Consider the following 25571-nt stretch of genomic DNA (forward strand, 5'->3'; position numbering starts at 1 on the left):
TCAGGCCGGGGGGCTCAAGCCCAGCCCCTGGACGATGCTGGCCACCACCTCGTCTGGCGGGGCGGCCACGTCCACCGACAGCGCCACCGCGGGCACCTCCAGCGTCGCCAACTGGCTGTCGAGCAGCCCGCCCGACATGAAGTGGCCGCGCCGCTTCGCCAGCCGCTCGGCCAGCACCTCGCGCGAGGCGTGCAGGAACACCCACCGCTCGTGCTCCGGATCCACCGACAGCCGCTGGCGGTAGGACTCCTTGAGCGCCGAGCACGCCAGGACGAGCCCCTTTTGCTCCTGGAGCGCCTCGGCGATGAACGCGCGGATCTTCTCCAGCCAGGGCTCGCGGTCCCCGTCGGTGAGCGCCGTGCCGCCGCGCATCTTCTCGATGCTCTCCGGCGAGTGGTAGTCGTCCCCGTCCCGGAACGTCCACCCGAGCGCCTGCGCCAGGTGCATGCCCACCGTCGTCTTGCCCGCTCCGGATACGCCCATCACGATGACCACCACGCGTGTGCTCCTCCCGCGGCCCCTGCGCCGCCACCCCCGTCCTCATCCCCCATCCCTGGACGATTGGAGCGGGAGATCCATTCCAACCCGACGAAGCTCGAAGTTTTGAGCAATTCCCGGCCCCCCCGTCTGAACGAATTGTTCACCTCGGCGCGGCGCCGGGGCCAAGGGTCCTGCCGTGGACACGCCAAGTCCCCGTCATTCGGGGCGGGCGGCGCATGCCCCGGAATTCCAGGGATAGCACGAACCTTGCAAGCCGTTCACTGGCGTTCATCTCTCACCGCCAGGCGCTCATGGACCGCGAGCATCGTTTCGAGGAAACCACATTGGATACCTGGGGCATGGCCGAGCCCACGGATCCCCTGGCGAGCTGGGCGGAGGGCCAGCCGGTGCGGGTGGACCTGCGCGGGCGGATGCTCGGGCACTACCGGCTCATCAAGCACCTGGGCAGTGGAGGCATGGGCTCGGTGTACCTGGCCGAGCCGCGGCTCGGGGGCCCGCAGGTGGCGGTGAAGGTGCTGCACCCGGAGCTGTCCCAGGACGCCGCGCTGCGCGCGCGCTTCTCGGCCGAGGCGCGCACGGTGAACCTCATCGGCCACCCCCACATCGTGCGCATCTTCGACATCGACGACGCGCGCGAGGGCCCCATCTACTTCGTCATGGAGTACCTGCAGGGCACGCCCCTGTCGTGCATGCCGCGCCCCATGGAGCCCGGGCTGCTCGTGTGGCTCTTGTCGCAGGCGTGCGACGCGCTGGAGGCCGTGCACCGCGCGGGCGTGGTGCACCGCGATCTCAAGCCGGACAACCTGCTCCTGGTGGAGCGGCCCGGCGAGGCGCCCCTGCTCAAGGTGCTCGACTTCGGGGTGGCGCGCACCCACCCGGAGGCGTCGAGCCGGGAGCTCGGTCCGGGCGGCCAGGTCTTCGGCACGCCGGCCTACATGGCGCCGGAGCAGTGGGCGGGCGAGCCCGTGGATGGGCGCTCGGACGTGTACGCGCTGGGGGTGACGGGCTACCTGCTCGTCACCGGCCAGCTGCCCTTCTCGCGGGGCCAGCAGGCCCAGCGGGTGTTCGCGCCCCACGGCCCCCCGCCCCCGCGCGCGCCCCACGAGCTGTGCCCCGGGGTGCCCGAGAGCCTGTCGCACGTGCTGCTCCGGGCCCTGGCGCGCCAGCCCTGGGAGCGCTTCGCGAGCGCCGCGGACTTCAAACAGGCCCTGGGTCAGGCGGTGCGCGCCCAGCCCCGGGTGACGCCCGGGGTGGAGGCCCGCCCTTCGCGCCCGCGCGGCCCCGCCCACCCGGTGCGGCTCGAGCCGAACGATCCCACGCCCCCGCCCACGTGGGTGGCCCGGGTGCGGCACGCCGAGGGGTGCGCGCCCCTGGTGGTGCACTGCGGGGGCCTGGACGCCCAGGGCCTCATCATGAGCTGCGCCGAGCCCGCGCCGCCGCCGGGCACGCACCTGGAGTTCTCCCTGCAGATGGGGGGCGAGGCGGTGGAGTGCGTGGGCGAGGTGATGCGCCACGTGGACGCCGTGCAGGCCCGCGCCCAGAGCCTGCCCTCCGGGGTGGCGCTGCGCTTCGTGCGGCCCTCCGCCCGGCTCCAGGAGCTGCTGCAGCGCCTGGGCCCCGCGCGCGCCGCGCCGCCGCCCCACTAGGCACCCGGGCCCATTCGTCCGCTATCCATCACTGCCCTCCCCCCGAGCGTCACTCGACACACGCCCAGGGGGCGCGGACAGGACGCACCCGGGGGGCCGGGGCTACGCTGGGACCGTCATGATGCGCACGGTGCCAGACCTGCTTCGTTGGGGCTCGAAATTGCTGCTGCTGGGAGCCGTGGGGTTCCTGGTGGCCTGCCGGGATCCGGCCAAGGCCTCCGGGACGGCGCTCTACGTGACGGTGGAGTTCGATCCCACGCTCCTGCTCACCCAGGTGCGCATCTGGGGAGACGTGGCGGGGCAGACGCGCTTCGGGCCCGAGGTGCTCCCCGAGCAGCAGCAGCGGGTGCTGCACAGCGGGGAGACGCTGCGGGTGCTGCTCGGGGACATCCCCAACGGGGTGCCCATCCAGGTGGGCCTGGAGGGCCTGCGCGACGGCCTGGTGGTGGCGCGGGGCGAGGGCGCCACCGAGGTGCGCGACGGCTACGAGGTGGACGTGAGCGTGCGGCTGGAGCCCACGCACACCCCGCCCCCGGACGGCGGCACGGACGGAGGGGATGGCAGCTTCTGCCTGGACTGCACGGGCTGCTGCGTGCAGGGGCAGTGCGCGCCGTCCACCTTCAACACCTGTGGCACGGGGGGCATCGCCTGCGTGGCGTGCGACGCCGCCCGGGCCTCGGGGTGCGATCAGCGGGGCGTGTGCGTGTGCGGCGCCAACCCCGCGTGCTCGCCGCTCACCGCGGACCGCTGCACCCTGGGCATGTGCCGCTGCGGCAACTCCGCCGCGTGTGGCCGGGGCCAGGCGTGCGTGAGCGGCACCTGCCGCTGCACCGCCGAGTCCTGCCCCGGCGGCTGCTGCGCGGGCAACACCTGCGAGGCGGGCACCGCCACGGACAAGTGCGGCGCGCGGGGCGACGCCTGCGTCAAGTGCAACAAGCGCTGCAACGCGGACGGCACCTGCGGCTGAGCCGCGCCCGGGCGCCGCTCAGGACAGCACGGGCAGGGACATGCGGAAGCAGGTGCCCCGGCCCGGCGAGGACGTGACGGACACCTGCCCGCCCAGCCCATGCACGATGTCCCGGCACACCGAGAGCGCCGGGCCGGGCCGGTGGGACTCGTGCGCGGGCAGCGGCGCGAAGGCCTGCGCCAGCGCGTCCGGCGTGAGGCCCGGGCCGGTGTCGTGCACCTCGATCACCACGTGGCCCTGACCGTCGTCCCGGGTGACGAGCCGCACCGCGTGCTCCTCGGGGTCCGCGTCCTCGGGCAGGGACAGCACCGCGTGCAGCACCAGGTTGAGCAGCGCCTGGCGCAGGGCACCATCCCCGCCGGCCACCAGCGCGTGGGACCCGTAGTCACGCACCAACCGCCCGCGCGAGCGCAGCGCGCTGGACACCAGTTGCCCCACCGTGTCGAGCGCCGCGTTCACGTCCACCGGGCCCTGGCCCGGCTCGATGCGAAAGCCCCTCAGGTGGCCGATGGTCTGGCGCAGCCGCTCGGCGCCCTCGCGGATCTCCTCCACGGCCTCCAGCCACTGGGACACCTGCCCGGCCTGCGCCCCGGGGCCCCGGGCCGCCTGACCCATCTGGGCCACCAGGTACTCGAGGTTGGCGGACATGAAGGCCAGCGGGTTGTTCATCTCGTGCGCGAAGCCCGGCACCAGCATGCCCAGGGTGGCCATGCGATCCGCCTCCCGCAGGCGCTCCTGGAGCTGGCGCCGCTCGGTGATGTCGGTGAGCGTGCCCAGCACCTCGCCCTGGCCCGTGGGCGAGCTGAACGCCGCCAGCTCCACCCAGACCGGCTCGCGCGCCGTGAGCAGCCGCAGCTCCAGCCGGAACGAGGCCTGCAGCCGCGCGCCAATGGACTCCAGCATGCCCTGCACGCCCGCGCGGTCCTCCGGGTGCACGCGCGCCACGAGCGCCTGGCCCAGCTCGTCCTCCACCGTCAGGCCCGTGAGCGGCGTCCACGTGGGGCCCAGGAAGGTGAACTGGCCCAGCCTGTCCAGGTGGAACACCACCTCGTTGAGCCGCTCGGCCAGGAAGTGGTAGCGCAGCGCGTCCGCGGACAGCCCCGGCCGTGGACTGGCCGCGAGGTTGCGGGGACGGCGCACGGACGCGACCTCGTCCTGCTCCGGGGTCCAAGTGGCGTGCGACAGCGGTGGATATCCCATGGGCTCTTTCTCCCCCGGAGGCGCCCCACTCCCCCACCCCTGCGCGCTCCGCCATGGGGGGCCCTCGTCATCTGTGTCCTGGGAGAAGATAAGGACTGGGGTGCGCGGAGCGTCAATCCGCGCACCGCGTCTTGGAACCGCTTTCCCACGAATTGATGACTATCCCCGGCGGAGGGGACACTTTCAGTCAGGGGAATCGTCTGGTGGTGAGCACCCCGGGGGACGCCAGCCGGAGTCTGGACGCTCGCGGCGATCGCCGATGACCCGCGCGGGCGAGCCGGCGACGATGGCCCAGGCGGGCACGTCCCGGGTGACGATGGCGCCCATGCCCACCACGGCGTGATCCCCCAGGCGCACGCCGTCGGTGATGCCGGCGTTGGCGCCCACCCACACGTCCTTGCCCAGCACGATGCCCCGGGAGGTGACGGGCTGGGCGCGCACGGGCCGATCCGGCGCCATGCCGTGATCGAAGGCATACAGGGTGGCGCCCGTGGCGATGCGACTGCCCTCGCCGATGTGGATGCCCCCCGCGCCCCCGTCCAGGCTCGCGCGGGCGTTGAGGCTCACCCCGGCCTCGAGCACCACCGGCCCGTGCATGAAGACGTGCGCGGCGATGCTCACCCCGGGGCCGGTGAGGCGGATGGCCCGGCCCGGCTCGGCGAACAGGCGGGCGTCCGGGGAGATGAAGCACCCCTCGTGCAGCTCCACCGTCTCCAGCTCGGCCAGGCTCGCCTGGACCTCGCGCTGCCAGGCCTCGGCCCAGGCCCGGTGGCGGGGCTTGAGGGTGAAGTAGAGCCACGGCATCCAGGAGAGGCGCAGCTTGTGCTGCTCACGCCGACGGGCGTCCAGGGAGTCGTCCACGCGCCCCTGCCTACCATAAGAGACCCGACGAGAGACCCGACGCGCTCAGGGCGGCGCGGTGTCGCCCCGGGCCTCCTCGCGCAGGCCCGGGCTCTTGCGCCGGGCCACGCGCGCCACCAGGCCGGACAGGAGCGCCCAGCCCAGGCCCGCCATCCACCCGCCCAGCACGTCCGTGGGGTAGTGCACCCCCAGGTACATGCGCGTGAGGCCGATGAGCAGCGTGAGCCCGAGGCCCACCGTCACCAGGTACGCCTTGTGCCAGCGCGAGGACACCAGCTCCGACAGGAGCGCCGCCAGCGTCAGGTACACGATGGCCGAGAGCATCGCGTGGCCGCTGGGGAAGCTCGCCGAGAGCACCTCGGTGAGGTGCGGCACCACCGAGGGCCTCGGCCGCGCCACCACGTCCTTGAGCAGCGTGTTGACCCCCACGCCGCCCAGCGTGGAGGCGAGCACCAGCGCCAGGGTGCGCCAGCGCCGCACCAGCGCGAGGAAGCCCCCCACCGTCACCACCACCAGCGCGAGCACCGTCATGCTGCCCAGCGCCGTCACGTCCCGCGCCGCCTCCGCCAGCCACGCGGGGCCCCGGGGCCGGCCCGGCGCGTTGGGGTCCCGCAGCGAGCGCAGCACCTGCTCGTCGAACGTCTGGGTGGAGCGCTCGCGCACCTCATCCGACAGCACGAGGAAGCCCACGCCCAGCACGCCCAGCACGAAGAGCAGGCTCAGCAGCTCGCCGGCCTCGCGGGTGCGGAGGCGGCCCAGGAACTCGGGGGGCGTGGGTCGCATGCCCACAGCACCCTAGGCGCTCCCCCCTGGCGGGGAAGCCTGGGGGTGGGAAGCGTCGGGGAGGCGACAGCCGGGGCGTGCACCAGCGAACACGACGGGGGGGCGACGCGGGCTTGGAGGCGCCGAGAAGGGGTGTAGGCCTTGGGGATGGACGGGGGGCACCCCAGATTGGCCCTGCCTGTCGTCGCCGTGCCGGGCACGCCAGCCGCTCGACACCGTGTGTCGGGCCTTCCGCTCGGCCTCAGTCCCGGAGTGAGGGTCACATGTTCGCCACCGCTACCACCACCACCACCGTTCCCGTCGCTCCGATCAACTTCAAGACGGCGCTCATCAACCGGGTCTTCTTCATCCGCTGGGAGCAGCCGCCCAGCCCCCAGGAGATCCAGATGGTGACCTTGCGCTTCCGCGAGTCGTACGAGGCGCACCGCCAGCAGCTGTGCGTGGTCATCGTCACGGGCGCCAAGGCGCGCGTGCCCAACGGCGAGCAGCGCAAGGCGCTCTTCAAGATGCTGGAGGATCACCGCAAGTACATCTGCGAGCTGCATCTGGTCATGGAGGGCAACGAGCTGCAGCACAACCTGCAGCGCATCATCGCCTCCGCGCAGCTCATCGTCACGCGCATCTACGACAGCAACTACGCGCGCCTGCACAAGGCCCCCGAGGACATCGCGCCCTTCCTCACCAGCCGGCTCAAGGCGGACGGCTACCGCATCATCCATGACGCGCGCCTGCTCGGCGTGTTCCACTAAGGCCGCCCGGGCTCGACCCACATGGCGCACGCGGGGGCAGACAGCACGCGCCCCCGCGCGCCAGGCGTCAGCGCTCCATGCAGACGTAGTAGTTCTCGCCGTAGTAGTCGTCGTGGTCGGCCGCGAGCACGCGCGTGAAGCCCAGCCGCCGCAGTTCCGCCACGAGCGCCTCCGGCTCGAAGAACGTCACCATCTCGTTGGGGTCCGTCACCAGCCGGCGCGTGAGGTCCACGTGGTAGGCGGTGGCCTTCTGCAGCGGCTCGTCCCAGCGGCCCTCGGCCTTCCACTCCTCGATGGACTGCTCCATCACCTTCTTGAGGTCCGGCCGGCGCCGGGGCCCCGCGGAGATGAGGCGCCCGCCGGGCTTGAGGTGAGCCAGGCTCTCGCGCAGCACGGCCTCGGGCTCGCGCACGTAGAAGAGCACGTTGTTGAGCACCACGGCATCCGCGCCGCCCTCGACGCGCTCGGGAAAGACGCGCACGTCCCCCTCGAGCACCGTCCAGCGCGCGCGCTCGGGCTCGGGGGACTCGGCCTGCTTGCGCAGCGCCACCGCGAGCATGCCCGGGTTGTTGTCGAAGCCCGTCACGCGGGCGCCGCGCCGCACCAGCGCCTGGCTCACCAGCCCCGTGCCACACCCGGCGTCGATGACGTGCGCGAGCCCTTGGGTGTCGCGCAGGATCTTGTCCGCCATCCGCCGGTAGCAGTTGAGCTGGGAGCAGATGGCGTCATAGCTCCAGGCGAAGTCACTCCAGATGTTGTCGACCACGGCGGCCCTCGATGTCGTCCGGGCTCATCCCGGAAGCGCGGGGCCAATGTATGTCCGTGTCCAGCGGCGTGGGGCCCGCTCAGTGGGCCTTCATCCACTTGTAGATGGGCTCCCAGACCAGGCCCTTGGCGTTGTTGCCCAGCCACAGGTCCGCGTGGCCGAAGTCCTCCAGGCGCCCCGCGTCCGCGTTGAGCTGCACGAGCCGCACGGACACGTCCTTGCTGCCGAGCACCTGCTTGACCGAGTGCACCCCGTAGGCGCCGAAGCCGCCCGCGGCGCCCACGTACAGCACGGGCACCTTCACGTCCTTGAGGTGGTCGTCGTAGGGCAGGTCCTTCTTGCCGCACAGGAGCTGCTCGCCCTCCACCATCTCCGTGAAGCTCTGGTAGGGGTGCGCCGAGGCGAGGAAGTCGAAGAACTGCCGGTCGTTCACGTACTGGAGCGTGGGCAGCCCGTCCGCGCCGAAGCGGCCGGCGGAGAAGTGGTAGAAGGGCACGCTCGGGTTGATGTTGTTCGCCGCGTCCGTGAGGAAGGAGAACGTGGCGGCACCCACCAGGCGGCCGAGCTGCCGGAAGGGCAGGGCCGGCAGCGGCGTGGGGGCGGTGATGTCCGGCAGGTTGATGGCGGCCTGACCCACCGAGCGGATGGTGACGCCCGCGCCGGGGCCGGAGAGGCTGCCCTCGTACTGGCCCTGGGCCAGGAGCAGCTCGCCCACCTGGGCGCGCGTGCACGCCCACTCGCGCTGCTGCGCCGCCTCGGGGCCGAACTTCACGCCCAGGTCCACCGGGATGAAGCCGCTCACGTGGCGCTGGCCCTTGGGCAGCCGCGCCTCCTCGTTCATGTAGGCGTACGTCACCTGCGCGCCGCGGCTCCAGCCCACCAGGTTGAGCTGCCCGTTGCCGCTGCCCGTGAGCTGGCGCACGGTGCGCGCCAGCGACAGGCCCTCGCCCACGTCAGCCGCGTGCGTGCCCAGGTTCCACTTCTTCATGAAGGAGAAGTCCTGGGTGGCCTCGGGCACCTGCGTCCAGCGCAGGTCGATGCCCCACACGTCCATGCCCTGCTGCGCCAGGTACACCGCCACCGAGTGATCGCGCGCCACCGTCTGGGTGAGCGTGCTGGCCATGAACGCGCCGCGGAAGTCCCACGCGTCGCCGTGCACGAAGAACGCCCCGTCCGTCGCGCGCACCGGCAGCCACGGCAGCCACTCGCGCACCACCCGGTGCAGCACCACCACGTCGTTGGCGCCGGGGCCCACCTGCACCCGGATGCTGTAGTGCGCGATGTCCCCGATGATCTGCTCGCGCTCGAAGCCCGTGAGCAGCCGCGCGTCGGCGAGCCCCGACAGGAGCGCCTGGCTGCCCTGCGTCACCTCCCGCATCGACTGGTGCTGCCCCCCCAGCGTGCCCACGTCGGCCGCGTCGACGGGCGTCTCCGGCGGCAGGCTCTCGGCACCACATCCAAACGTCATCAGGACCAGGGGCAGGAGGTGGCGGATGTTGAAGCGCATGAAATCCTCTAGAAAAAGAGATGCTGGAACCCAGAAGCAAGCCTACTGCCAACCCCTCGTTCCAACCGGGTGAAAACAAAGCAGGATTCGAGCCAACTCCTCAACCTGCGGAAATCATTGGAAAACACCCTGAATCCGACCGTCACGGGTGAAACAGGGTGCTCTCACTAAACAATAGAAATCCTGGTTTTCAGAGGGAACTGCTTTGATGGTTCAAAAATGAAACCCGCTGCTTCACCAGTGAAGCATGGAACCGCCACTCAGGACAATGGGGAGAAGACCTGTATTCCCGGGAAAAGGCGAGCAGCGGACGGAGCGCCTGGCTTGTCGTCCCCCGCCACCCGGACCAGATTGCCCCACCCCCCCTGCGGGAAGGAGACGCCATGCCCTTCGCCACCGTGGATCCCCGTACCGGACAGACCCTGAGCACCCAGACCCCGCATTCCCAGGAGGACGTGGAGGCAAGACTCATGCGTGCGGAGGACACCTTCCGGGTGCTCCGGGGGACGCCCGTGGCCCAGCGTGCCCGGTGGATGGAGCGGGCGGGCGAGCTGCTGGAGGCGGAGGCCGAGCACTTCGGGCGGTTGATGACGCGGGAGATGGGCAAGCCGCTCGGGGCCGCGCGCGCCGAGGCCCAGAAGTGCGCCGCCACCTGCCGCTACTACGCGACCCACGCCGAGCGCTTCCTGGCGGACGAGCCGGTGGACCTGGGGGAGGACACGGGCTGGGTGCGCCACGAGCCGCTCGGGCCTGTGTTGGCCATCATGCCGTGGAACTTCCCCTTCTGGCAGGTGGTGCGCTTCGCCGCGCCGGCGCTCATGGCCGGCAACGTGGGCCTGCTCAAGCACGCCCCCAGCGTGCCCGGGTGCGCGCTGGCCCTGGAGGACCTGTTCCTGCGCGCGGGCTTTCCCGAGGGGGCCTTCCAGACGCTGTTCGTGGAGGTGGACGGGGTGCGCCGGCTCATCGAGGACCCGCGCGTCAAGGCGGTGACGCTCACCGGGAGCGAGGGGGCCGGGAGGGACGTGGGGGCGCGCGCGGGGGGCCAGCTCAAGAAGGTGGTGCTGGAGCTGGGCGGGAGCGATCCCTTCGTGGTGCTGCCGAGCGCCGACCTGGACGCGGCGGTGGAGACGGCGGTGAAGGCGCGGCTGCTCAACAACGGCCAGTCGTGCATCGCCGCCAAGCGCTTCATCGCCCCCGCGGCCATCTACCCCGAGTTCGAGCGCCGCTTCGTCGAGCGCATGCGGCGCGTGGTGGTGGGAGACCCCTCGGCGCCGGACACGGAGCTGGGGCCGCTGGCGCTCGCGCACATCCGCGACGGGCTGCACGACCAGGTGGCGCGCAGCGTGGCGGCCGGGGCGCGGCTGCTGCTCGGGGGTGAGAAGCCCGAGGGGCCCGGCTTCTGGTACCCGCCCACGGTGCTCGCCCAGCCGCCCCCGGGCAGCCCCGCCCACCGCGAGGAGCTGTTCGGCCCGGTGGCGGTGCTCTTCCAGGCCCGGGACACCGAGGACGCGCTGCGGCTGGCCAACGACACGCCCTACGGCCTGGGCGCGAGCGTGTGGACGCGGGACGGGGCCGAGCAGCGGCGCTTCATCGAGGGGCTGGAGACGGGCACGGTGGCCCTCAACGGCATGGTGGCGAGCGACCCGCGGCTGCCCTTCGGCGGGGTGAAGCACTCGGGCCATGGCCGCGAGCTCGCGCGCCACGGCCTGCTCGAGTTCGTCAACGTCAAGACGGTACGCGTGACGGCGGCGTAGGGCGCTGGCGCGAGGGGCCCGCGCCGTTGACCTCCTCCACGGCGCTGGCCACCGCCTCCATCTCCAGGCCGAGCTGCTCCACGCTCTGGCGCAGGCCGGCGCCCGCCACGTCCACGCTGGCCGCGTCCGCCGAGCGCACCCGCAGCACCTGGGTGTAGAGGCTCTCCAGCGTGTAGTACAGGCGCATGTGCTCGGCCTCCAGCCGCGCGGCGGACGTGGCCAGCTCCGCGCGCTGGCCGCGCTGCTCGTCCAAGAGCCGCAGCACCTTGCCCAGCCGCTCGCGCACCACCTCGTCCCGCTCGGACGCCACGCGCTCGGCCAGCCGCGCGCGCTCCTCCTCCAGGCGGCGCTCCTCCTCGGAGGGGCTCAGCGCGCGCAGCTCCCGCTCCCGCCGCGCCAGCTCGTGGCAGCTCTGGCGCAGCCCCTCCACCGTCTGCTCCGGCTGGTGCACCACGTCCCGCAGGATGGCCGGGCCCGCGCGCAGCTCCGCGAGCAGCTTGTCGCACAGCGCGTCCACCCGGGCCCGGCGGGGATCCTCCGGCGCGCGCGGCGCCTGCCCGGCCGCCTCCCGTGCCTCGGGCCCGGCCTCCCGCGGCGCCTCGCCGGACGCGAGGGCCCCGGCGGACGCGGCCTCGCGCGCGGCGAGCTGGGCCCGCGCCTTCGCCTTGCCGAACGTGCTCGCCGCCGACGAGGCCATGCCGAGCGCCACGAAGATGAGCCACCAGTGGGGGGTGAGCAGCGCCATGCCCGCGAGCACCAGCGCCGTCACGGCGAACACCGCGCCCTGGATGGGGTTGGCCTCGGCCGCCTCGCGCAGCCGCTCCTTGCGCAGCCGCTCGCGCTCGCGCCGGGCCTCGCGCTGCTCGCGCCGCAGCTCCTTGCGCCGGTGCTTGCGCTCCACGCGCGTGGCCCACTTCTCCACCTTGGGGATGTGGCCGCGCATCCAGTGCTCCACCTCCCCCGCGCGCTTCTCCGCCCAGCGCTCCCAGTGCCGGGCCGCCTGCTCCGCCTCGGCCTCGACGCGCCGCGCCGCGCGCTCCGCCCGGGCCTCCTCGCGGGGCCCCCAGCGCGCGCGCTCCTGGGCCTCGTGCCGCTCCCACTCCTCCATCCGCCGGGCGTGCTGCTCGGGCCACTCGGCGAGCGCGTCCAGCGCGGACATCATGCGCTGCAGGTGCTTCTGCAGGGGGGAGTCGGGCGGGGGGGTCGGAGCCATGGCGTCTGCCGCAAACCCTAGTGCGCCGGGGCCGTGCGCGCCACGTCACCCGCTCCCGGAGCGTCCAGGAGGGCACGGGCGAAAAAAAACGCCCGCGGGCCGAGTTGGGGGGGTCCCCGACCCACGGGCGCTCCGAACGCCGAAGCGTCCAGCCTTTGAAAGCCGTGATGGCGGCCACCTATAGACCGGTCTTCTTTCCAAGGCAATTACAATTTTCCAACGGGGCTGTTCGCTAGCGGTCAGTGGCGAGCAAGGGGGCGGGCGGGTCGGAACGGGGGCGGGACGAGGGGATTTGCGCTAGGGAGGAAGGCGCGATGAGTGCCACCCCGTCCTCCCGTGCCTTCCGCGTCTTCAGTTGGTTCACGCTCGCCTACACCCTGGCCGTGGTGCTGTGGGGCGCCTTCGTGCGCGCCACGGGCTCGGGCGCCGGGTGTGGGGACCACTGGCCGGTGTGCAACGGCGAGGTGGTGCCGCGCGCCCCCACCCTGCAGACGCTCATCGAGTACACGCACCGGCTCACGAGCGGGCTGGCGCTGGTGTTCGCGGTGGTGCTGTGCGTGTGGGCCCTGCGGGCACACGGCAAGGGCCACCCGGTGCGCAAGGCGGCGGTGTTCTCGCTCGTCTTCATGCTGACGGAGGCCGCGGTGGGCGCGGGGCTGGTGCTCTTCAAGATGGTGGCGGGCAACGAGTCGCTCGCCCGGGCCTTCTGGATGGCGGTGCACCTGTTCAACACCTTCCTGCTGGTGGGCGCCCAGGCGCTGACGGCCTGGTGGGCGGGGGACCACGAGCGGCTGAGCTGGCGGCGCCAGGGGCTCACGGGCGCGCTGCTCGTGGGGAGCCTGTCGGGAGTGCTGGTGCTGGGGGTGAGCGGCGCCATCGCGGCCCTGGGCGACACGCTCTACCCCGCCCAGAGCCTGGCGCATGGCCTGGCGCAGGACGTGTCCCCCACGGCGCACGTGCTCCTGCGCCTGCGGGTGCTGCACCCGGTGCTCGCGGCGCTCGTGGGCGCGGGCGTGGTGTTCTCCGCGACCATGGTGGCGCGGCTGCGGCCCTCGCCCGCGGTGCGACGCGCGGCCCTGCAACTGGGCATCCTCTATGGCCTGCAGCTCGTGGCGGGCACGGTGAACGTGGTGCTGCTCGCGCCCGTGTGGATGCAGCTCGTGCACCTGTTGCTCGCCGACCTGGTGTGGATCGTCCTCGTGCGCCTGAGCGCGGCGGGGCTCGCCCGGGGCGCGCCGCGCGCGGACGTGAAGCCGCGCGTGCAGCCCGCGCTCACCTGAGCGCGACGTCCAGGGCGCTCAGGGCCTCCAGCGCCCGCTGGGGCAGGGAGATGGCCCCGCGCGGCGCCTCGGGCTCGCGCACGTTGATGCGGATGAGCGTGCCCAGCCGCGCCGCCGCGTGCTCGCAGAAGCGCCGCACCGAGGGAATGGCCGTGCCCGCGCCGCACTCCACCACCGCCAGCGCGCCGGGCTCCACCTCGGACAGCCACTTTTCCAGCCGCCCCTCCTGCACCTGGCTGCGCGAGTCGTCCCAGTAGCCGTCCCCGAACATGAGGATGTTGGGCCGCACGAGCGAGCCGCACCGGGGACACGCCGGCAAGGGCCCCCGCGCGCGGAAGTCCTCCGGGTCCACGTCCACGTTGTAGGCCGCCGCCGAGCCCACCTCCTCGCACGGCCCCAGGCACTGGGTGTGGTGGATGGAGCCGTGGATCTCCAGCACGCGCTCCTCGGGGAAGCCCGCCCGCTGGAACTGCCCGTCCACGTTGGAGGTGAAGACGAAGGCGCCGTGGGGCATGCGCTCGGCCCAGGCGCGCAAGAGCGCGAAGCCCGCGTGGGGCGCGGTGGCGCGGTAGAGCCCCAGCCGGTGGCCGTAGAAGCCCCAGGCGAACGCGGGATCCGTCTCGAACCACTGGGGGTTGGCCATGGCGGGGAAGTCCAGCCCCAGCCGGGCATAGGCGGGGTAGGCCTTCCAGAAGCCCTCGGTGCCCCGGAAGTCGGGCAGGCCCGAGTCCACGCCCATGCCGGCCCCGGCCCCGATGAGCAATGCCTTGGCCGAGCGCAGGACGTCGGCGGCCCGCTGCAGTTCCTCGTGCATCCGCCCATCCTAGCCGGTCACAGCACCTCGCTCGACTGCAACGCGCCGCGGGTGCCCCGCGCGGTGCACGCGTACACCTCGCGCGTGGCGTGCAGACCCCGCGCGTCCGCCCGGACCCGGAGCACCTCCTCGCCCTGGCTCCCATGGTCCCCACACGGCGTCTGCACGGCGGTGACGGAGGCCGCGCGCAAGAGCCGGGCCCACGTCCCGGGCGCGAGCACCAGGGGCCGCCCGGGGTGCGCCACCGTGCCGAGCGCGCGCATGCGCCCGGCCTTGTCCACGCCGAGCAGCACCGCCTCGCGCAGCCCACACCCCGAGGCCTGCGTCTGCAGGACGAACTCCCGCGCCTGCCCGTCATGGTCGTAGTCCCCGAGCACCATCGCCCGGACCCGAGGGCGGCCCCGGAGCGCCTCGGCCTGGCGCTCGGGCGCGAGCCCCGCGTCTCGCGGCGACACCGCCCAGCCGCGCAGCACGGCCTCCACCGGAGCGGCGCCCGGCTCCGCGGGGCCAAACAGGGGCGTGAGGTCCAGGCGCTCGGGGGCCGTGCCCGGCCGCTCGCGCTCCCACTCCAGCGCGCCGGCCTCGCCCTGGGCGAAGCCCTCGCACGGACACGTCACGCCCTCCATCTCGAAGCAGGCGAGGCGCGGGGGGGCGCGCCAGACGAGCCGCCAGCGCTCCACTTCCCCGTCCACCCGGACCCGCGCCTCCTCGCGCACCACGGGCCCGGCGCGCGCCGTCCCTCCCGCCCCGCCGCTCGCGGCGAGCAGCCCCACCGCGATCCACCCTGCCCGGGAGCCGTGGAGGGACATGCGCGCCTCGTGTCCTTACGGCGTGTAGAACTCGCTGGAGGACTGGTCGTGGTTGCTCACGCCGCCCGCGGCGAGCACGGTGCCGTCGGGCAGCCGCGTGGCCGTCTGGCCGTAGCGGTCCACGTTCATGGCGTACGTCGTGCGCCAGGTGCCCGTGGCCGGGTCGTACAGGTCCGACGCCGTCTGGATGCCGGTGGCCTGGTGGTAGCCGCCCGCCACCAGCACCTGCCCGTTGGCCAGCAGCGTGGCCGAGTGGGCGCGGCGCGGCTGCTTCATGCTGCCCGTGGCGCTCCAGGTGCCCGTGACCGGGTCGTACAGCTCCGCGGTGGCCGCCTGGGCCGGGTCGATGCCCGCGCCGCCCGCCACCAGCACCTTGCCGCCCGGCAGCGCCGTGGCCGAGTGGTAGCCGCGGCCCAGCGCCATGCTCGCCGCGGAGGAGAAGCGCCCGGTGGCCGGGTCATACACCTCGGCCGAGGCCAGCGACGCGCCCGAGGCGTCGAAGCCGCCCGCCACCAGCACCTTGCCGTCCGGCAGCGTCGTGGCCGTGTGGCGACCGCGCGCCCGGGAGAGCGAGCCCGTGTACGTCCAGGTGCCCGTGGCCGGGTCGTAGATTTCCGCCGAGGCGTGGGCGTCCGAGCCGTACTCGCTGCCGAAGCCGCCGATGACGAGCACCTTGCCGTTGGCCAGCAGGCTCGCCGTGTGGTGGTAGCGCTGCGTCAGGGTGTTGCGCACGCCCTTCCAGCGGCCGAGCGCCGGCTCGTACACTTCCGCGGTGATGCGGGTGATGGGGCACTCGCCGCCGCCGACGATGAGCACCCGGCCGTCGGTGAGCTTCGTGGCGGTGTGGCCGCGGTGGGTGGTGAGCGTGCTGCCCGTGGCGCTCCAGGCGCGCGTCTGGGCGTCGTACACCTCCGCCGAGACGTTGAAGCCACCGGCCACCAGCACCCGCCCGTCGTCCAGCAGCGTGGCCGTGTGCAGCAGCCGCGGCAGCGCCATGCTGCCCGTCAGCGTCCAGTTGCCCGAGGGCTCGGGCTCGGGGGGCACGGGCGCGCAGTCGTCGCGGCCGTCGTGGTTGGCGTCGCCGCAGATGCCCGGATCGAACGGCGCGGGGTCATCCTTGGAGGGCACGCCGTCGCCGTCCGGATCCGCGTTCGGGTCCAGGCCGCAGGTGCTGCCATTGACGGGGCTCACCAGGGTGAAGCGGCCCTGGGGCTGGGAGCAGGTGTAGAAGCCGAACTGGCCGATGGGGAAGCTGCCCGCGACGTCGAACTGGAGCACGCCGTCCACCCAGACCTGGATGCGCGAGGGCGAGTACTTCATCGTCACCAGGTACGTCTTCTTGTCCGCCCAGCCGGTGTTGCCCAGCGTGTTGGCGCGCGCCAGCTCGGTGATGCCCCCGGTGTGCGCCCAGAAGTTGCCCAGGCCGTCCTGGCCCTTGGACTCGATGACGCCCTTGACCCGGCTCAGGGCCAGGCCCTTCTTGCCCACCTCCTTGGAGTCCAGCGTCTGGTCGCCCTGCTTCCAGTCGAACAGCAGGAAGTCGGCGTTGGGGTTGGTGATGTCCCCGCGCTCGAAGCCCACCACCCAGCCGATGAAGTCGTCGTCCTCCGCCGTCTCCACCGCCAGCTCGAACGACAGCGACGTGCCCGCCGCCGGCAGCGTGCTCATGTAGATGGTGGGATCGGAGTTGGTGCTCTGGCGCACCGTCAGCTTGTCCGCGCTGATGGTCCAGTTGGGGTTGGGCGCGTTGCCCTTCCAGTGGTCCGTGAAGTCCAGCGTGAAGTTGGAGTCCACGCACGCGTGGCCCGCCTCCACCTGGCACTGGCTGCTGCACCCGTCGCCATTGACCAGGTTGCCGTCGTCACAGCCCTCGCCCGCGTTGCGGTTGCCATCCCCGCACACCCCGGCCGTGGCCGCCGCGGACGCCTCGCTCAGCGCCCACTCCGCCTCCTCCAGCGGCCCTCCACACCCCGCGCCCCACAACCCCACCAGCGCCAGTCCCAGCCAGTTCTTCACGAGCCGCATCCGCAACCCCCTTTTCCGATGATTCCAGGGATAAACCGTCAAATCGCGGATTCCTTCTACACCAAAAGGCTGTGGCCGTGTCAAAAAATCACACTCTGACTACAATCGGGGACAGGGTGGGGGCCGCGGCCCCGGGGTGCGCCATGAAGGCCTGGGCCTGGGCGAGCTCCTCGCGGATGACCTCGGTGGCCCAGTCCACGAAGACGCGCACGCGCAGGGGCAACCGCCGGGTGGGCGCGTACAGCACGAAGAACGGCAGGGGCGGCGCGCTCCACTCCGGCAGCACCCGCACGAGCTGTCCGCTCTCCAGGAACTGGCGCACGGGGACCGAGGCGGGCGCCTGCAGGAGCCCCTGCCCCGCCAGGCTCAGCGCCAGGGCGATGGAGGCGTCATTGGTCGCCACGCGGTGCGGCAGGTGCAGCACGTGGCTCTCCTCGCCCCGCTGGAAGTCCACCTCGAAGGGCTTGCCGGTGCGCCGGGAGAGGAAGTTCACGAAGACGTGCCCCTGCAGGGCCTCGGGCGAGTGCACCGGCCCGTGGCGCCGCAGGTAGCTCGGGGCCGCGCAGGTGAGCACGGGCAGCTCCCCCAGCTTGCGCGCCACGAGCCCCGGGTCGTGCACCTCGCCGCCTCGCACGACGCAGTCGATGCCCTCGGCCACCAGGTCCACGACGCGGTCGGTGCACCCCAACTCCAGGGTGATGCCCGGGTAGCGCGCGAGGAAGTCCTCCACCCGGGGCGCCAGCACGTAGCGGCCCACGGACGTGGGCACGTCCACCCGCAGGCGCCCCTTGGCGCTCGCCGTCTCCTGACCCAGCGTGCCCTCCAGGTCCTCCAGCTCGCGCAACAGCCGCGTGCACTCCTCCAGGTAGTGCGCCCCCTCGGTCGTGAGCGACACCCGGCGCGTGGTGCGGTGCAGGAGCTTCACCCCCAGCCGCGCCTCCAGCGCCTGCACCCGCGTGGTGGCGCTCGCCTTGGGCACCCCGAGCTGCCGCGCCGCCTCCGTGAACGAGCCCGTCTCCGCCACCCGGATGAACACCTCCATCGCCTCGAGCCGGTTCATTCCACCTCCGCGAACAATGCGTTCAAGACCGGGCCGTTTATCCCGACCGGGATGAACAGTACATCTCCCTCATCTCGCAGCCCCGAGGACGCCCCCATGAACGATTACCCCCTGCGCCGTCTCGGTCAGACCGGCCCCGAAGTCTTCCCCCTCGCGCTCGGCTGCATGGGCATGTCCGGCATGTACGGCCCGGCGAGCGAGTCCGAGAGCATCGCCACCATCCATGAAGCGCAGGAGCGGGGCGTGACGCTCTTCGACACCGGCGACTTCTACGGCATGGGCCACAACGAGCTGTTGCTCGGCCGGGCGCTCCAGGGCCGCAGGGACAAGGCGCTCCTGTCGGTGAAGTTCGGCGCCCTGCGCGGGCCGGACGGCGCCTGGCTCGGCTACGACACGCGCCCCATGGCGGTGAAGAGCGCGCTCGCCTACACGCTCCAGCGCCTGGGCGTGGACCACATCGACGTCTACCGGCCCGCGCGGTTGGATCCCGCCGTGCCCATCGAGGACACCATCGGCGCCATCGCGGACCTGGTGAAGGCGGGCTACGTGCGCGCCATCGGCCTGTCCGAGGTGGGGGAGGACACCCTCCGCCGCGCCCACGCCGTGCACCCCATCGTGGACGTGCAGCTCGAGTACTCGCTGGTGAGCCGGGGCATCGAGGAGAAGCTCCTGCCCACCACCCGCGCGCTGGGCATCGGCGTCACGGCGTACGGCGTGCTCTCGCGGGGGCTGCTCAGCGGCTCCAAGCCCCAGGGCGCCCAGGACTTCCGCTCCCACCTGCCGCGCTTCACCGGGGAGAACGGCGAGAAGAACCAGCGGCTCGTCGAGGGGCTCAACACCCTGGCGCGCGCCAAGGGCGTGAGCGCCACCCAGCTCGCGGTGGCGTGGGTGCTGGCCAAGGGCAAGGACCTGGTGCCCGTCATCGGGGCGCGCACGCGCGCGCAGTTCGCCGAGTCCCTGGGCGCGCTGGACGTGACGCTGTCGGCCGAGGAGCTCCAGGCGCTGGAGCGCACGGTGCCCGCCTCGGCCGTGGCCGGCACGCGCTACGCCGCCCCGCAGATGCACCACCTGGACAGCGAGCGCTGAGCGCGGGTTTGCTAGCCTCGGGCGCATGGACACCCCCTCGCTGCAAGAACGCGCCGCGCCCGACGGCATCTGCTACGGCTGTGGCGGCCAGAACCCCCACGGCCTGCGCATCCAGAGCCAGTGGCACGCGGACGGCACCCACGTCGTGGCCACGCACGTCCCCGAGCCCCAGTACACGGGCTGGCCGGACCTGGTGTACGGCGGGCTCATCGCGATGCTCGTCGACTGCCACTCCAACTGGACGGCCATGGCCTACCACTACCGCGCCGAGGGCCGCGAGCCCGGCACCCTGCCGCGGATCGAGTGCGTCACGGGCCAGCTCGGCGTGAAGTACATCAAGCCCACGCCCATGGGGGTGCCGCTCACCCTCAAGGCCCGCGTCGAGGGCGAGGTGGGCCGCAAGAGCCGGGTCGTCTGCGAGGTGTACGCGGGCGACACGCTCACCGCGGTGGGCGACTCGGTCTTCGTGCGCGTGGACACGGCCCAGCTCAAGGCCGCCGCGCACGGCCGCGACACCTGAGGGCGCACATGGACACCCGACCGCCCCTGCCCCCCTTCACCCCCGACACCGCCCGCCAGAAGGTCCGCGCCGCCGAGGACGGCTGGAACAGCCGCGACCCGCACCGCGTCTCGCTCGCCTACAGCCCGGACAGCCGCTGGCGCAACCGCGCGGAGTTCCTCCATGGCCGCGAGGCGATCGTCGCCTTCCTCGAGCGCAAGTGGCGCCGTGAGCTCGACTACCGCCTCATCAAGGAGCTCTGGGCCCATGACGGCCCGCGCATCGCGGTGCGCTTCGCCTACGAGTGGCACGACGACAGCGGCCAGTGGTTTCGCTCCTACGGCAACGAGAACTGGGCCTTCGACGCCCAGGGCCTCATGGTGGAGCGCCACGCCAGCATCAACGACCTGCCCATCCCCGAGAGCGCCCGCCTGTTCCACTGGCCCCTGGGGCGCAGACCGGACACGCACCCGTCCCTGAGTGACCTGGGCTTGTAGTCCGTGCATAGAGAGGGACTCCAACCTTCGGGGTCCCGATGCGACTGACCTTCCTCTCCGCGCTCCTGGGCGGCGGCGTGCTCGCCGCGACGTCCGCCCAGGCCGCGCTGCCCACCTACACGTACCAGCTCCAGGCGCGGGCCAACCTGCGCGGCAATGCCTCCGGGGCCTTCAACCTGGAGCCCGGCAACCTCCTGCCCGGCAGCTACCGCGTGCCCCTCACCGCGGATCGCCAGCTCGCCTTCCGCCTGTCCATCACCCCCGAGGGCCAGCGCGCCGTGTGGTGGGGCCAGGACGGGGTGGGCCAGCGCATCTACCTGTTGCCCAAGGAGCTGGGCGAGGACGTGAGCGCGGGCGACCCGGAGCTCAACGCGGCGGGCGCGCTGGCGTTCGCCGTGAGCGGCGGCCTGCGGGACAACGGCGTCTACCTCCTCAACGTCCAGCGGCCCGACCCGGTGCGCATCCTCAAGGAGCCCTACGGCATCTCGAGCTGGTCCAGCCTGGCCCTCAACGACGCCGGGCAGATCGCCTTCCGGGCCTCGTTCTCCAGCCAGGGCCAGGCCCACGTGGTGCTGACGCCCCAGGGCTCGGACTACGTCCCGCGCTACCTCGTGCGCGAGCAGGGCCTCGACTCCGCGAGCCCCTTCACCTTCCTCTACTCGCCCGGCTTCAACGAGCGGGGACAGATGGCGGGGGCCGGGGACGTGGCGGCGCCGGGCGCGGGCTCGCAGGAGCTGCACATCTGGACGCCGGGCGAGGCCTCGCGGCGCATCGCCGTCACCCAGGCGCTCGACGCCACCTCGCCGCTCTTCCGCATCGCCTCGGTGCAGCCGGCCCTGTCCGGCACCGGCCAGGTCGCGTTCCTCGCCACGGTGAAGACCGCCTCCGGCGCGAACGCCACCGCGCTCTACCTGTGGGACGGCACGCGCCTGCGGCTGCTCGCCCAGGACGGCGTCGGCGAGGTGCAGAAGCTGGAGATCTTCCCCCCGGACATCAATGACCGCGGCATGGTCGTCTTCCGCGCCTTCGACAGCGCGGGCCTGCGCGCGGTGTGGGTGAGCGACGGCGAGGTGGCCCGGCGCGTGGTCACCGAGCACGACCTCGTGGACACCGACCTGGGCCCGGGGCGGCTGGACCAGGAGAAGACCTCGGTGCCGGTGTTCGGCGGCTCGCCCACCATCAACGCCCGGGGCGACATCACCTTCGTCGCGGGCGTGACGCCGCCGGACGACGATCAGGTGGAGTGGGGCACGGGCATCTTCGTGGCGCGCGCCGAGTGGCCGGCCGAGCCGGACGCGGGCACCGGGGAGCCGGACGCGGGCCCGGGCGAGCCGGACGCGGGCGAGGCACCGGACGCGGGTCCGGGCGAGACTCCGGACGCGGGCGAGGCGCCGGACGCGGGTCCGGGCGAGACTCCGGACGCGGGCGAGACTCCGGACGCGGGCGAGACTCCGGACGCGGGTGGCGACGAGGGCGGCCCGATCGTCGTCTCGCCCCTGCCCGGCGGAGAAGTGCCCGAGGCGGGCTGCGGCTGCCAGTCGGCGGGCCCGGGCGCCCTGGCGTCCTGGCTGCTCGTGGGCGGGGCGTGGCTGCGCGCGCGCCGCCGCGGGCGCTCTCGCGACTGAGTCCGCCCCGGGGCTCGGGGGCCGACTACAGCCGCAGGCCCCGGGGCACCACGAGCCGCTCCACGAGCTCGAACACGCCGCTCACGAGCAGCGCGAGCACCGCCGCGGGCACCGCGCCCTGGAGGATGAGCGCGGTGTCGTCCAACCGGATGCCGGTGAGGATGGGCTGCCCGTAGCCGCCCGCGCCGATGAGCGCGCCGAGCGTGGCGGTGCCCACGTTGATGACGGCGGACGTCTGGATGCCCGCGAGGATGGAGGGCGCCGCCATGGGCAGCTCCACCCGCCACAGCCGCGCCCCCGGGGGCAGGCCGAGCGCCTCGGCGGACTCGCGCACCTCGGGCGGGATGCCGGTGAGCCCCGCCGCCGTGTTCCGCAGGATGGGCAGCAGGCTGTAGAGGAACAGCGCCACGATGGCCGGCCGCGAGCCGATGCCGAGCAGCGGAATCATGAACACGAGCAGCGCCAGCGAGGGCACCGTCTGGATGACGCTCGCGAGCCCGAGCACGCCCCGCCCGAGCCTCGGCCGGCGCGCCACCAGCACCCCCAGCGGCACCGCCACCGCGATGGCCGCGAGCAGCGACACGCCCACGAGGAACAGGTGCTCGCGCGTGTGCTCCCACAAGCCCGCGAGCACCCCGCCCCCGCGCACCTTCACCGTGAGCCCCAGCTCGCGCGAGAGGAAACCCGCGGCCACCTGCCGCTCGGGCACGCGCTCGAGCTTGGCCTGCGCGTTGAGCGCCCCCATCTCCGCCTCGGACACGCGCCCCTCCAGCCGGCCGAGCGCCGCCAGGGCCTCGGGCGCCCGCGCCTCCAGGTCCGCCCGGTAGAGGTACACCGCCTCGTACGCGGGGAAGTGGCGCAGGTCGTCCACCAGCACCCGCAGGCCGTAGTAGGCGATCTCCGCGTCGGTGGAGTACAGGTCGGTGACCTGGAGGGCGCCGCTCTCCAGGCCCCGGTAGGCCAGGTCATGGTCCAGGCCCCGCACGTCCGTCTGCGGCAGCCGGTAGCGCGCGCGCACCCCGGGCCAGCCATCCGCCCGGGCCATGAACTCGCTGCTGAAGCCCAGGCGCAGGTCCGGGTGCTGGCGCAGGTCGGACAGGGTCCGGATGCCGAGCCGCTCGGCCTCCGCTTCCTTCATGCCCAGCGCGTACGTGTCGTTGAAGCCCAGGGCGGGGCCCAGCACCACGCCCTCGGCGGCGAGCGCCTGGCGCAGGGCCTCGTCGTCCGGCAGCGCGCGGCCGGCGAAGACCTCCTGGCGCAGCGTGCCGGTGTACTCGGGGTAGACGTCGAGGTCGCCGCGCTTGAGGGCCTGCCAGAGCACCTGGGTGCCCCCCACCTCGCGCCGGTGCTCCACGCGCGTGCCCGTGCCGCGCATGAGCTGCGTCGCCATGTCCCCGAGGATGACGGACTCGGTGAACTTCTTGGAGCCCACGCGCACGGGGGGCCCCTCGTCTCCAGAGCCCGAGCACGCGGCCAGCACGAGGAGCAGACACATGGCGAGCGCTCTCATGCGGGACGGGGCTCCAGGAGCGGGCGCTGGGCCTGGAAGAAGCGGGTGACGAAGGGCTCGGCGGGCGCGCGCTCCAGCTCGGCGAGCGGGCCCTGCTGCACCACCCGGCCCTCGCGCAGGAGCACCACGTGATGGCCGAGGAAGGCGCCCTCCCCCAGGTCGTGCGTGACGAGCACCACCGTCTTGCCCAGGCGGGCGAAGATGTCGCGCAGGTCCTCCTGCAACTCGTGGCGGATCATCGGATCCAGGGCGCCGAGCGGCTCGTCCAACAGCAGCACGTCCGGCTCGAGCATCAGCGCGCGCATGAGGCTCACGCGCTGGCGCTGCCCGCCGGACAACTGGCCCGGGTAGCGGCCCAGCGCCTCGGCGGGAAAGCGCGTGAGCGCCACGAGCTCGTCGAGCCGCGCCTTCACCCGGGCCTCGGGCCAGCGCAGGTAGCGCGCCATGAGCGCGGCATTGCCCTCGGCGGTGAGGTGGGGAAAGAGCCCGCCGCCCTGGAGCGCGTAGCCCATGCGCTGGCGCATCGCGAGCAGGTCCTCCTCGGCCAGGGGCCGTCCCCCGAAGAGGACCCGTCCCGAGTCGGGACGGATGAGCCCGTTCATCAGGCGCAGGAGCGTGGACTTGCCGCAGCCGCTCGGTCCGAGCAGCACGGTGGTGCGCCCCTCGGGCACCTCCAGGTCGAGCGGGTGCAGCGCCCACGCGTCCCCATAGCGTTTGGAAACCTGCTCGAGTCGGAACACCCGGTGCCCTCCCTGGCCCCGCTCCCTCTAATCCCCCCGCGCGCCCGGGACCACCACGTTGCGCCCGCCGGTGGAGGGAAGGACCGGAGCTGTCCGCGAGCCAACGGCCTCGGCGGGCACCAGTCCCTCGGCGCGGACCACGGGCAGGCCATGGGGCTGGCGGCCCAGGTACTCGACGAGCTTCTCACGCACGATGCAGCGCAGCTCGAACGCCTTGCCCGAGTCCGAGGCGCTCACCAGCGCGCGCAGCGTCATCGTCCGCTCGCTGAGCGCCGTCACCAGCAGGCCCTCCACCTTGCCGTCCCACAGGTGCTGGCCGTCCTCGCGCAGCACCCGCGACAGCTCCTGGCGCACCCCGGGCACGTCCGTGCGGAAGTCCGCGTAGACCTCCGCCGTGCCGAGGATGTCCGGCGACACCTTGCTCCAGTTCTGGAAGGGCTTCTCGAGGAAGTGCGTCATCGGCACCACCAGCCGCCGCAGGTCCCACACCTTCACCACCACGTAGGTGAGGGTGATCTCCTCGATCCACCCCCACTCGTTCTCCACGATGACGGTGTCCCCGATGCGCACCGGCTGGGTGATGGACAGCTGGATGCCCGCGAGCAGCGTGGAGATGGACTTCTGCGCCGCGAGGCCAATCACCAGACCCGCCAGACCCGCGGACGCGAGCAGCGACACGCCCACGCTGCGCACCCCCTCGAACTGCAGGAGCAGGAGCGACGCGGAGATGACATACGTGGCCGCCTCGATGATGCGCCGCATCACCACGAGCTGGGTGCGCAGCCCCCGCGCCCGCCCCACGTCCGCGCCCGCCCCGGTGATCACCTTCTCCTCGATGAACGAGGCGGACAGCCGCACGAAGCGCAGCACGAACCACGCCGCGGACACCAGCATCAGCGAGCGCGCGCCCAGGTCCAGGGCATGCTGCGCCGGCGGGGGCATGGCCAACAGGCGCGAGCCCGCCGTGGCGAGCATCGCCAGCAGCACGTAGCGCAAGGGCCCCTGGCTCGCCGCGAGCACCTGGTCATCCCACCCGGACTTCGTCAGCTTCGTGGCGCGCTCGGCCAACCGCCGCGCCACGCCCTCCACCCCCCGGCTCACCAGCAGGGCCGCCGCGAGCAGCACGCCCAGCCCCAGCCACTGCCACAATTCCAGCACCCACACGGGCCGCACGAAGAGCCACGTGGGCAGCCGCTCCACCAGGGGCGAGCCATGCTCCTCGAAGAGCGCGTCCACGGCGCGCACCGTCTTCTCGCTGAACACCCACGCCGCCGCCCCGTCCGCCCCCACCACCCGGCGCAGGCGGATGTCGCGCATCCCCCGCCCGAGCGGCACCTGACCCAGCGTCACCGACTCCGTGCCCGGCGCGCCCCCGTCCGGCTGCTGGCTGATGTGCGTGAAGTCCAGCCACAGCGTGCGATCCATCACGAACATCAACCGGCGCCCGAGCCGCTCGCCCTCCGCCCGCTGCTGCTCGGCGGGCAGGTGCGACAAGGACAGGTAGTGCGGCAGCGCCTGCAAGTCCCTCGCGTGCGCGGCCTCCAGGAAGCCCCCCACGGCCAGGGTGGGCGTCTGGCGCTCCACCTGCGACGGAGGGTCTCCCAACCCCTCGTTGAACGCCCACCCCATGGCGGGCATGCACAGCGACAGGACGACGGCGAGTTTTCGGAGCATCACGG

General features: G+C 72.9%; 23 protein-coding genes. 9 read left to right on the forward strand and 14 right to left on the reverse strand.

What is annotated here, in order from left to right; genetic code table 11:
* Positions 1–498 (reverse strand): gluconokinase, GntK/IdnK-type, encoded by a 498-nt coding sequence (locus I3V78_RS38400; RefSeq protein WP_204496126.1) that lies wholly within the window; start codon positions 496–498, stop codon positions 1–3.
* Positions 499–839: 341 nt separating this feature from the next.
* Here I3V78_RS38400 and I3V78_RS38405 point away from each other — a divergent pair, with 341 nt between their 5' ends.
* Both I3V78_RS38405 and I3V78_RS38410 read left to right on the forward strand, forming a co-directional pair.
* Entirely contained in the window at positions 840–2147 is a 1308-nt protein-coding gene (locus tag I3V78_RS38405; RefSeq protein ID WP_204496127.1) for a serine/threonine-protein kinase, read from the forward strand.
* A 121-nt stretch (positions 2148–2268) separates the two neighbouring features.
* The gene (locus tag I3V78_RS38410; RefSeq protein WP_239576999.1) at positions 2269–3114 is read left to right on the forward strand and encodes a hypothetical protein; all 846 of its coding nucleotides are present in this window, start codon (positions 2269–2271) and stop codon (positions 3112–3114) included.
* An 18-nt stretch (positions 3115–3132) separates the two neighbouring features.
* Here the strand turns inward: I3V78_RS38410 and I3V78_RS38415 are convergent, their stop codons facing one another.
* From I3V78_RS38415 to I3V78_RS38425, 3 genes are all read right to left on the reverse strand, one after another.
* Positions 3133–4314 carry a two-component system sensor histidine kinase NtrB gene (locus I3V78_RS38415; RefSeq protein ID WP_204496128.1) on the reverse strand — a complete coding sequence of 394 codons (1182 nt, stop codon included), beginning with the start codon at positions 4312–4314 and terminating at the stop codon, positions 3133–3135.
* Positions 4315–4497: 183 nt separating this feature from the next.
* Positions 4498–5118, reverse strand: coding sequence for an acyltransferase (locus I3V78_RS38420; protein WP_204496955.1), 621 nt, complete (start codon positions 5116–5118; stop codon positions 4498–4500).
* A 102-nt stretch (positions 5119–5220) separates the two neighbouring features.
* A complete protein-coding gene (locus tag I3V78_RS38425; RefSeq protein ID WP_204496129.1) occupies positions 5221–5958 on the reverse strand; it encodes a phosphatase PAP2 family protein in 738 nt (245 codons plus the stop codon).
* A 263-nt stretch (positions 5959–6221) separates the two neighbouring features.
* Between I3V78_RS38425 and I3V78_RS38430 the strand changes: the two genes are divergently transcribed.
* Positions 6222–6707, forward strand: a complete 486-nt coding sequence (locus I3V78_RS38430) for a DofA protein (RefSeq protein ID WP_239577001.1) — start codon at positions 6222–6224, stop codon at positions 6705–6707.
* A 67-nt stretch (positions 6708–6774) separates the two neighbouring features.
* On the opposite strand, the gene I3V78_RS38435 is transcribed toward I3V78_RS38430, so the two are convergent.
* Both I3V78_RS38435 and I3V78_RS38440 read right to left on the reverse strand, forming a co-directional pair.
* The gene (locus tag I3V78_RS38435; protein WP_204496130.1) at positions 6775–7473 is read right to left on the reverse strand and encodes a methyltransferase domain-containing protein; all 699 of its coding nucleotides are present in this window, start codon (positions 7471–7473) and stop codon (positions 6775–6777) included.
* Between the two features lie 79 nt (positions 7474–7552).
* Positions 7553–8980 (reverse strand): hypothetical protein, encoded by a 1428-nt coding sequence (locus I3V78_RS38440; protein WP_204496131.1) that lies wholly within the window; start codon positions 8978–8980, stop codon positions 7553–7555.
* A 383-nt stretch (positions 8981–9363) separates the two neighbouring features.
* Here I3V78_RS38440 and I3V78_RS38445 point away from each other — a divergent pair, with 383 nt between their 5' ends.
* Positions 9364–10734 (forward strand): NAD-dependent succinate-semialdehyde dehydrogenase, encoded by a 1371-nt coding sequence (locus tag I3V78_RS38445; RefSeq protein WP_204496136.1) that lies wholly within the window; start codon positions 9364–9366, stop codon positions 10732–10734.
* Here I3V78_RS38445 and I3V78_RS38450 read toward each other — a convergent pair.
* A complete protein-coding gene (locus I3V78_RS38450; protein WP_204496138.1) occupies positions 10706–11947 on the reverse strand; it encodes a hypothetical protein in 1242 nt (413 codons plus the stop codon). The two genes, I3V78_RS38445 and I3V78_RS38450, sit on opposite strands and share 29 nt — an antisense overlap.
* A gap of 314 nt (positions 11948–12261) precedes the next feature.
* Here I3V78_RS38450 and I3V78_RS38455 point away from each other — a divergent pair, with 314 nt between their 5' ends.
* On the forward strand, positions 12262–13227 hold the full coding sequence (locus I3V78_RS38455; protein WP_204496141.1) for a COX15/CtaA family protein: 966 nt from the start codon (positions 12262–12264) through the stop codon (positions 13225–13227).
* Here the strand turns inward: I3V78_RS38455 and I3V78_RS38460 are convergent.
* The 4 genes from I3V78_RS38460 to I3V78_RS38475 all read right to left on the reverse strand — a co-directional run bounded on the left by I3V78_RS38460 (position 13220) and on the right by I3V78_RS38475 (position 17935).
* Positions 13220–14041: an SIR2 family NAD-dependent protein deacylase gene (locus tag I3V78_RS38460; RefSeq protein ID WP_204496143.1), complete on the reverse strand. Its 822-nt coding sequence runs from the start codon at positions 14039–14041 to the stop codon at positions 13220–13222. The genes I3V78_RS38455 and I3V78_RS38460 overlap by 8 nt on opposite strands.
* A 17-nt stretch (positions 14042–14058) precedes the next feature.
* Positions 14059–14850: a hypothetical protein gene (locus I3V78_RS38465; RefSeq protein WP_204496145.1), complete on the reverse strand. Its 792-nt coding sequence runs from the start codon at positions 14848–14850 to the stop codon at positions 14059–14061.
* A 15-nt stretch (positions 14851–14865) separates the two neighbouring features.
* Positions 14866–16875 (reverse strand): Kelch repeat-containing protein, encoded by a 2010-nt coding sequence (locus I3V78_RS38470; protein ID WP_204496147.1) that lies wholly within the window; start codon positions 16873–16875, stop codon positions 14866–14868.
* Positions 16876–16963: 88 nt separating this feature from the next.
* Positions 16964–17935 carry a LysR family transcriptional regulator gene (locus tag I3V78_RS38475; protein ID WP_204496149.1) on the reverse strand — a complete coding sequence of 324 codons (972 nt, stop codon included), beginning with the start codon at positions 17933–17935 and terminating at the stop codon, positions 16964–16966.
* Positions 17936–18031: 96 nt separating this feature from the next.
* Between I3V78_RS38475 and I3V78_RS38480 the strand changes: the two genes are divergently transcribed.
* Genes I3V78_RS38480 through I3V78_RS38495 form a run of 4 tightly spaced genes read left to right on the forward strand, consistent with a single transcriptional unit; the run spans position 18032 to position 21642 of the window.
* Positions 18032–19021 (forward strand): aldo/keto reductase, encoded by a 990-nt coding sequence (locus I3V78_RS38480; protein ID WP_204496158.1) that lies wholly within the window; start codon positions 18032–18034, stop codon positions 19019–19021.
* Between the two features lie 25 nt (positions 19022–19046).
* Entirely contained in the window at positions 19047–19541 is a 495-nt protein-coding gene (locus tag I3V78_RS38485) for a PaaI family thioesterase (protein WP_204496161.1), read from the forward strand.
* A gap of 8 nt (positions 19542–19549) precedes the next feature.
* Positions 19550–20017 carry a nuclear transport factor 2 family protein gene (locus tag I3V78_RS38490; RefSeq protein ID WP_204496163.1) on the forward strand — a complete coding sequence of 156 codons (468 nt, stop codon included), beginning with the start codon at positions 19550–19552 and terminating at the stop codon, positions 20015–20017.
* A gap of 38 nt (positions 20018–20055) precedes the next feature.
* Complete coding sequence (locus tag I3V78_RS38495) at positions 20056–21642, forward strand: MXAN_5453 family MXYO-CTERM-anchored protein (protein ID WP_204496165.1); 1587 nt, start codon at positions 20056–20058, stop codon at positions 21640–21642.
* A gap of 25 nt (positions 21643–21667) precedes the next feature.
* On the opposite strand, the gene I3V78_RS38500 is transcribed toward I3V78_RS38495, so the two are convergent.
* The 3 genes from I3V78_RS38500 to I3V78_RS38510 are packed head-to-tail and all read right to left on the reverse strand — an operon-like array spanning position 21668 to position 25566.
* A complete protein-coding gene (locus tag I3V78_RS38500; RefSeq protein ID WP_204496167.1) occupies positions 21668–23152 on the reverse strand; it encodes an ABC transporter permease/substrate-binding protein in 1485 nt (494 codons plus the stop codon).
* Positions 23149–23892, reverse strand: coding sequence for an ATP-binding cassette domain-containing protein (locus tag I3V78_RS38505; protein ID WP_204496175.1), 744 nt, complete (start codon positions 23890–23892; stop codon positions 23149–23151). Before I3V78_RS38505 ends, I3V78_RS38500 begins: the two co-directional genes overlap by 4 nt.
* A gap of 27 nt (positions 23893–23919) precedes the next feature.
* Positions 23920–25566 carry a mechanosensitive ion channel family protein gene (locus tag I3V78_RS38510; protein WP_204496178.1) on the reverse strand — a complete coding sequence of 549 codons (1647 nt, stop codon included), beginning with the start codon at positions 25564–25566 and terminating at the stop codon, positions 23920–23922.
* Positions 25567–25571 lie beyond the last annotated feature (5 nt).

The organism is Archangium primigenium (assembly GCF_016904885.1).
Taxonomy (GTDB): domain Bacteria; phylum Myxococcota; class Myxococcia; order Myxococcales; family Myxococcaceae; genus Cystobacter; species Cystobacter primigenius.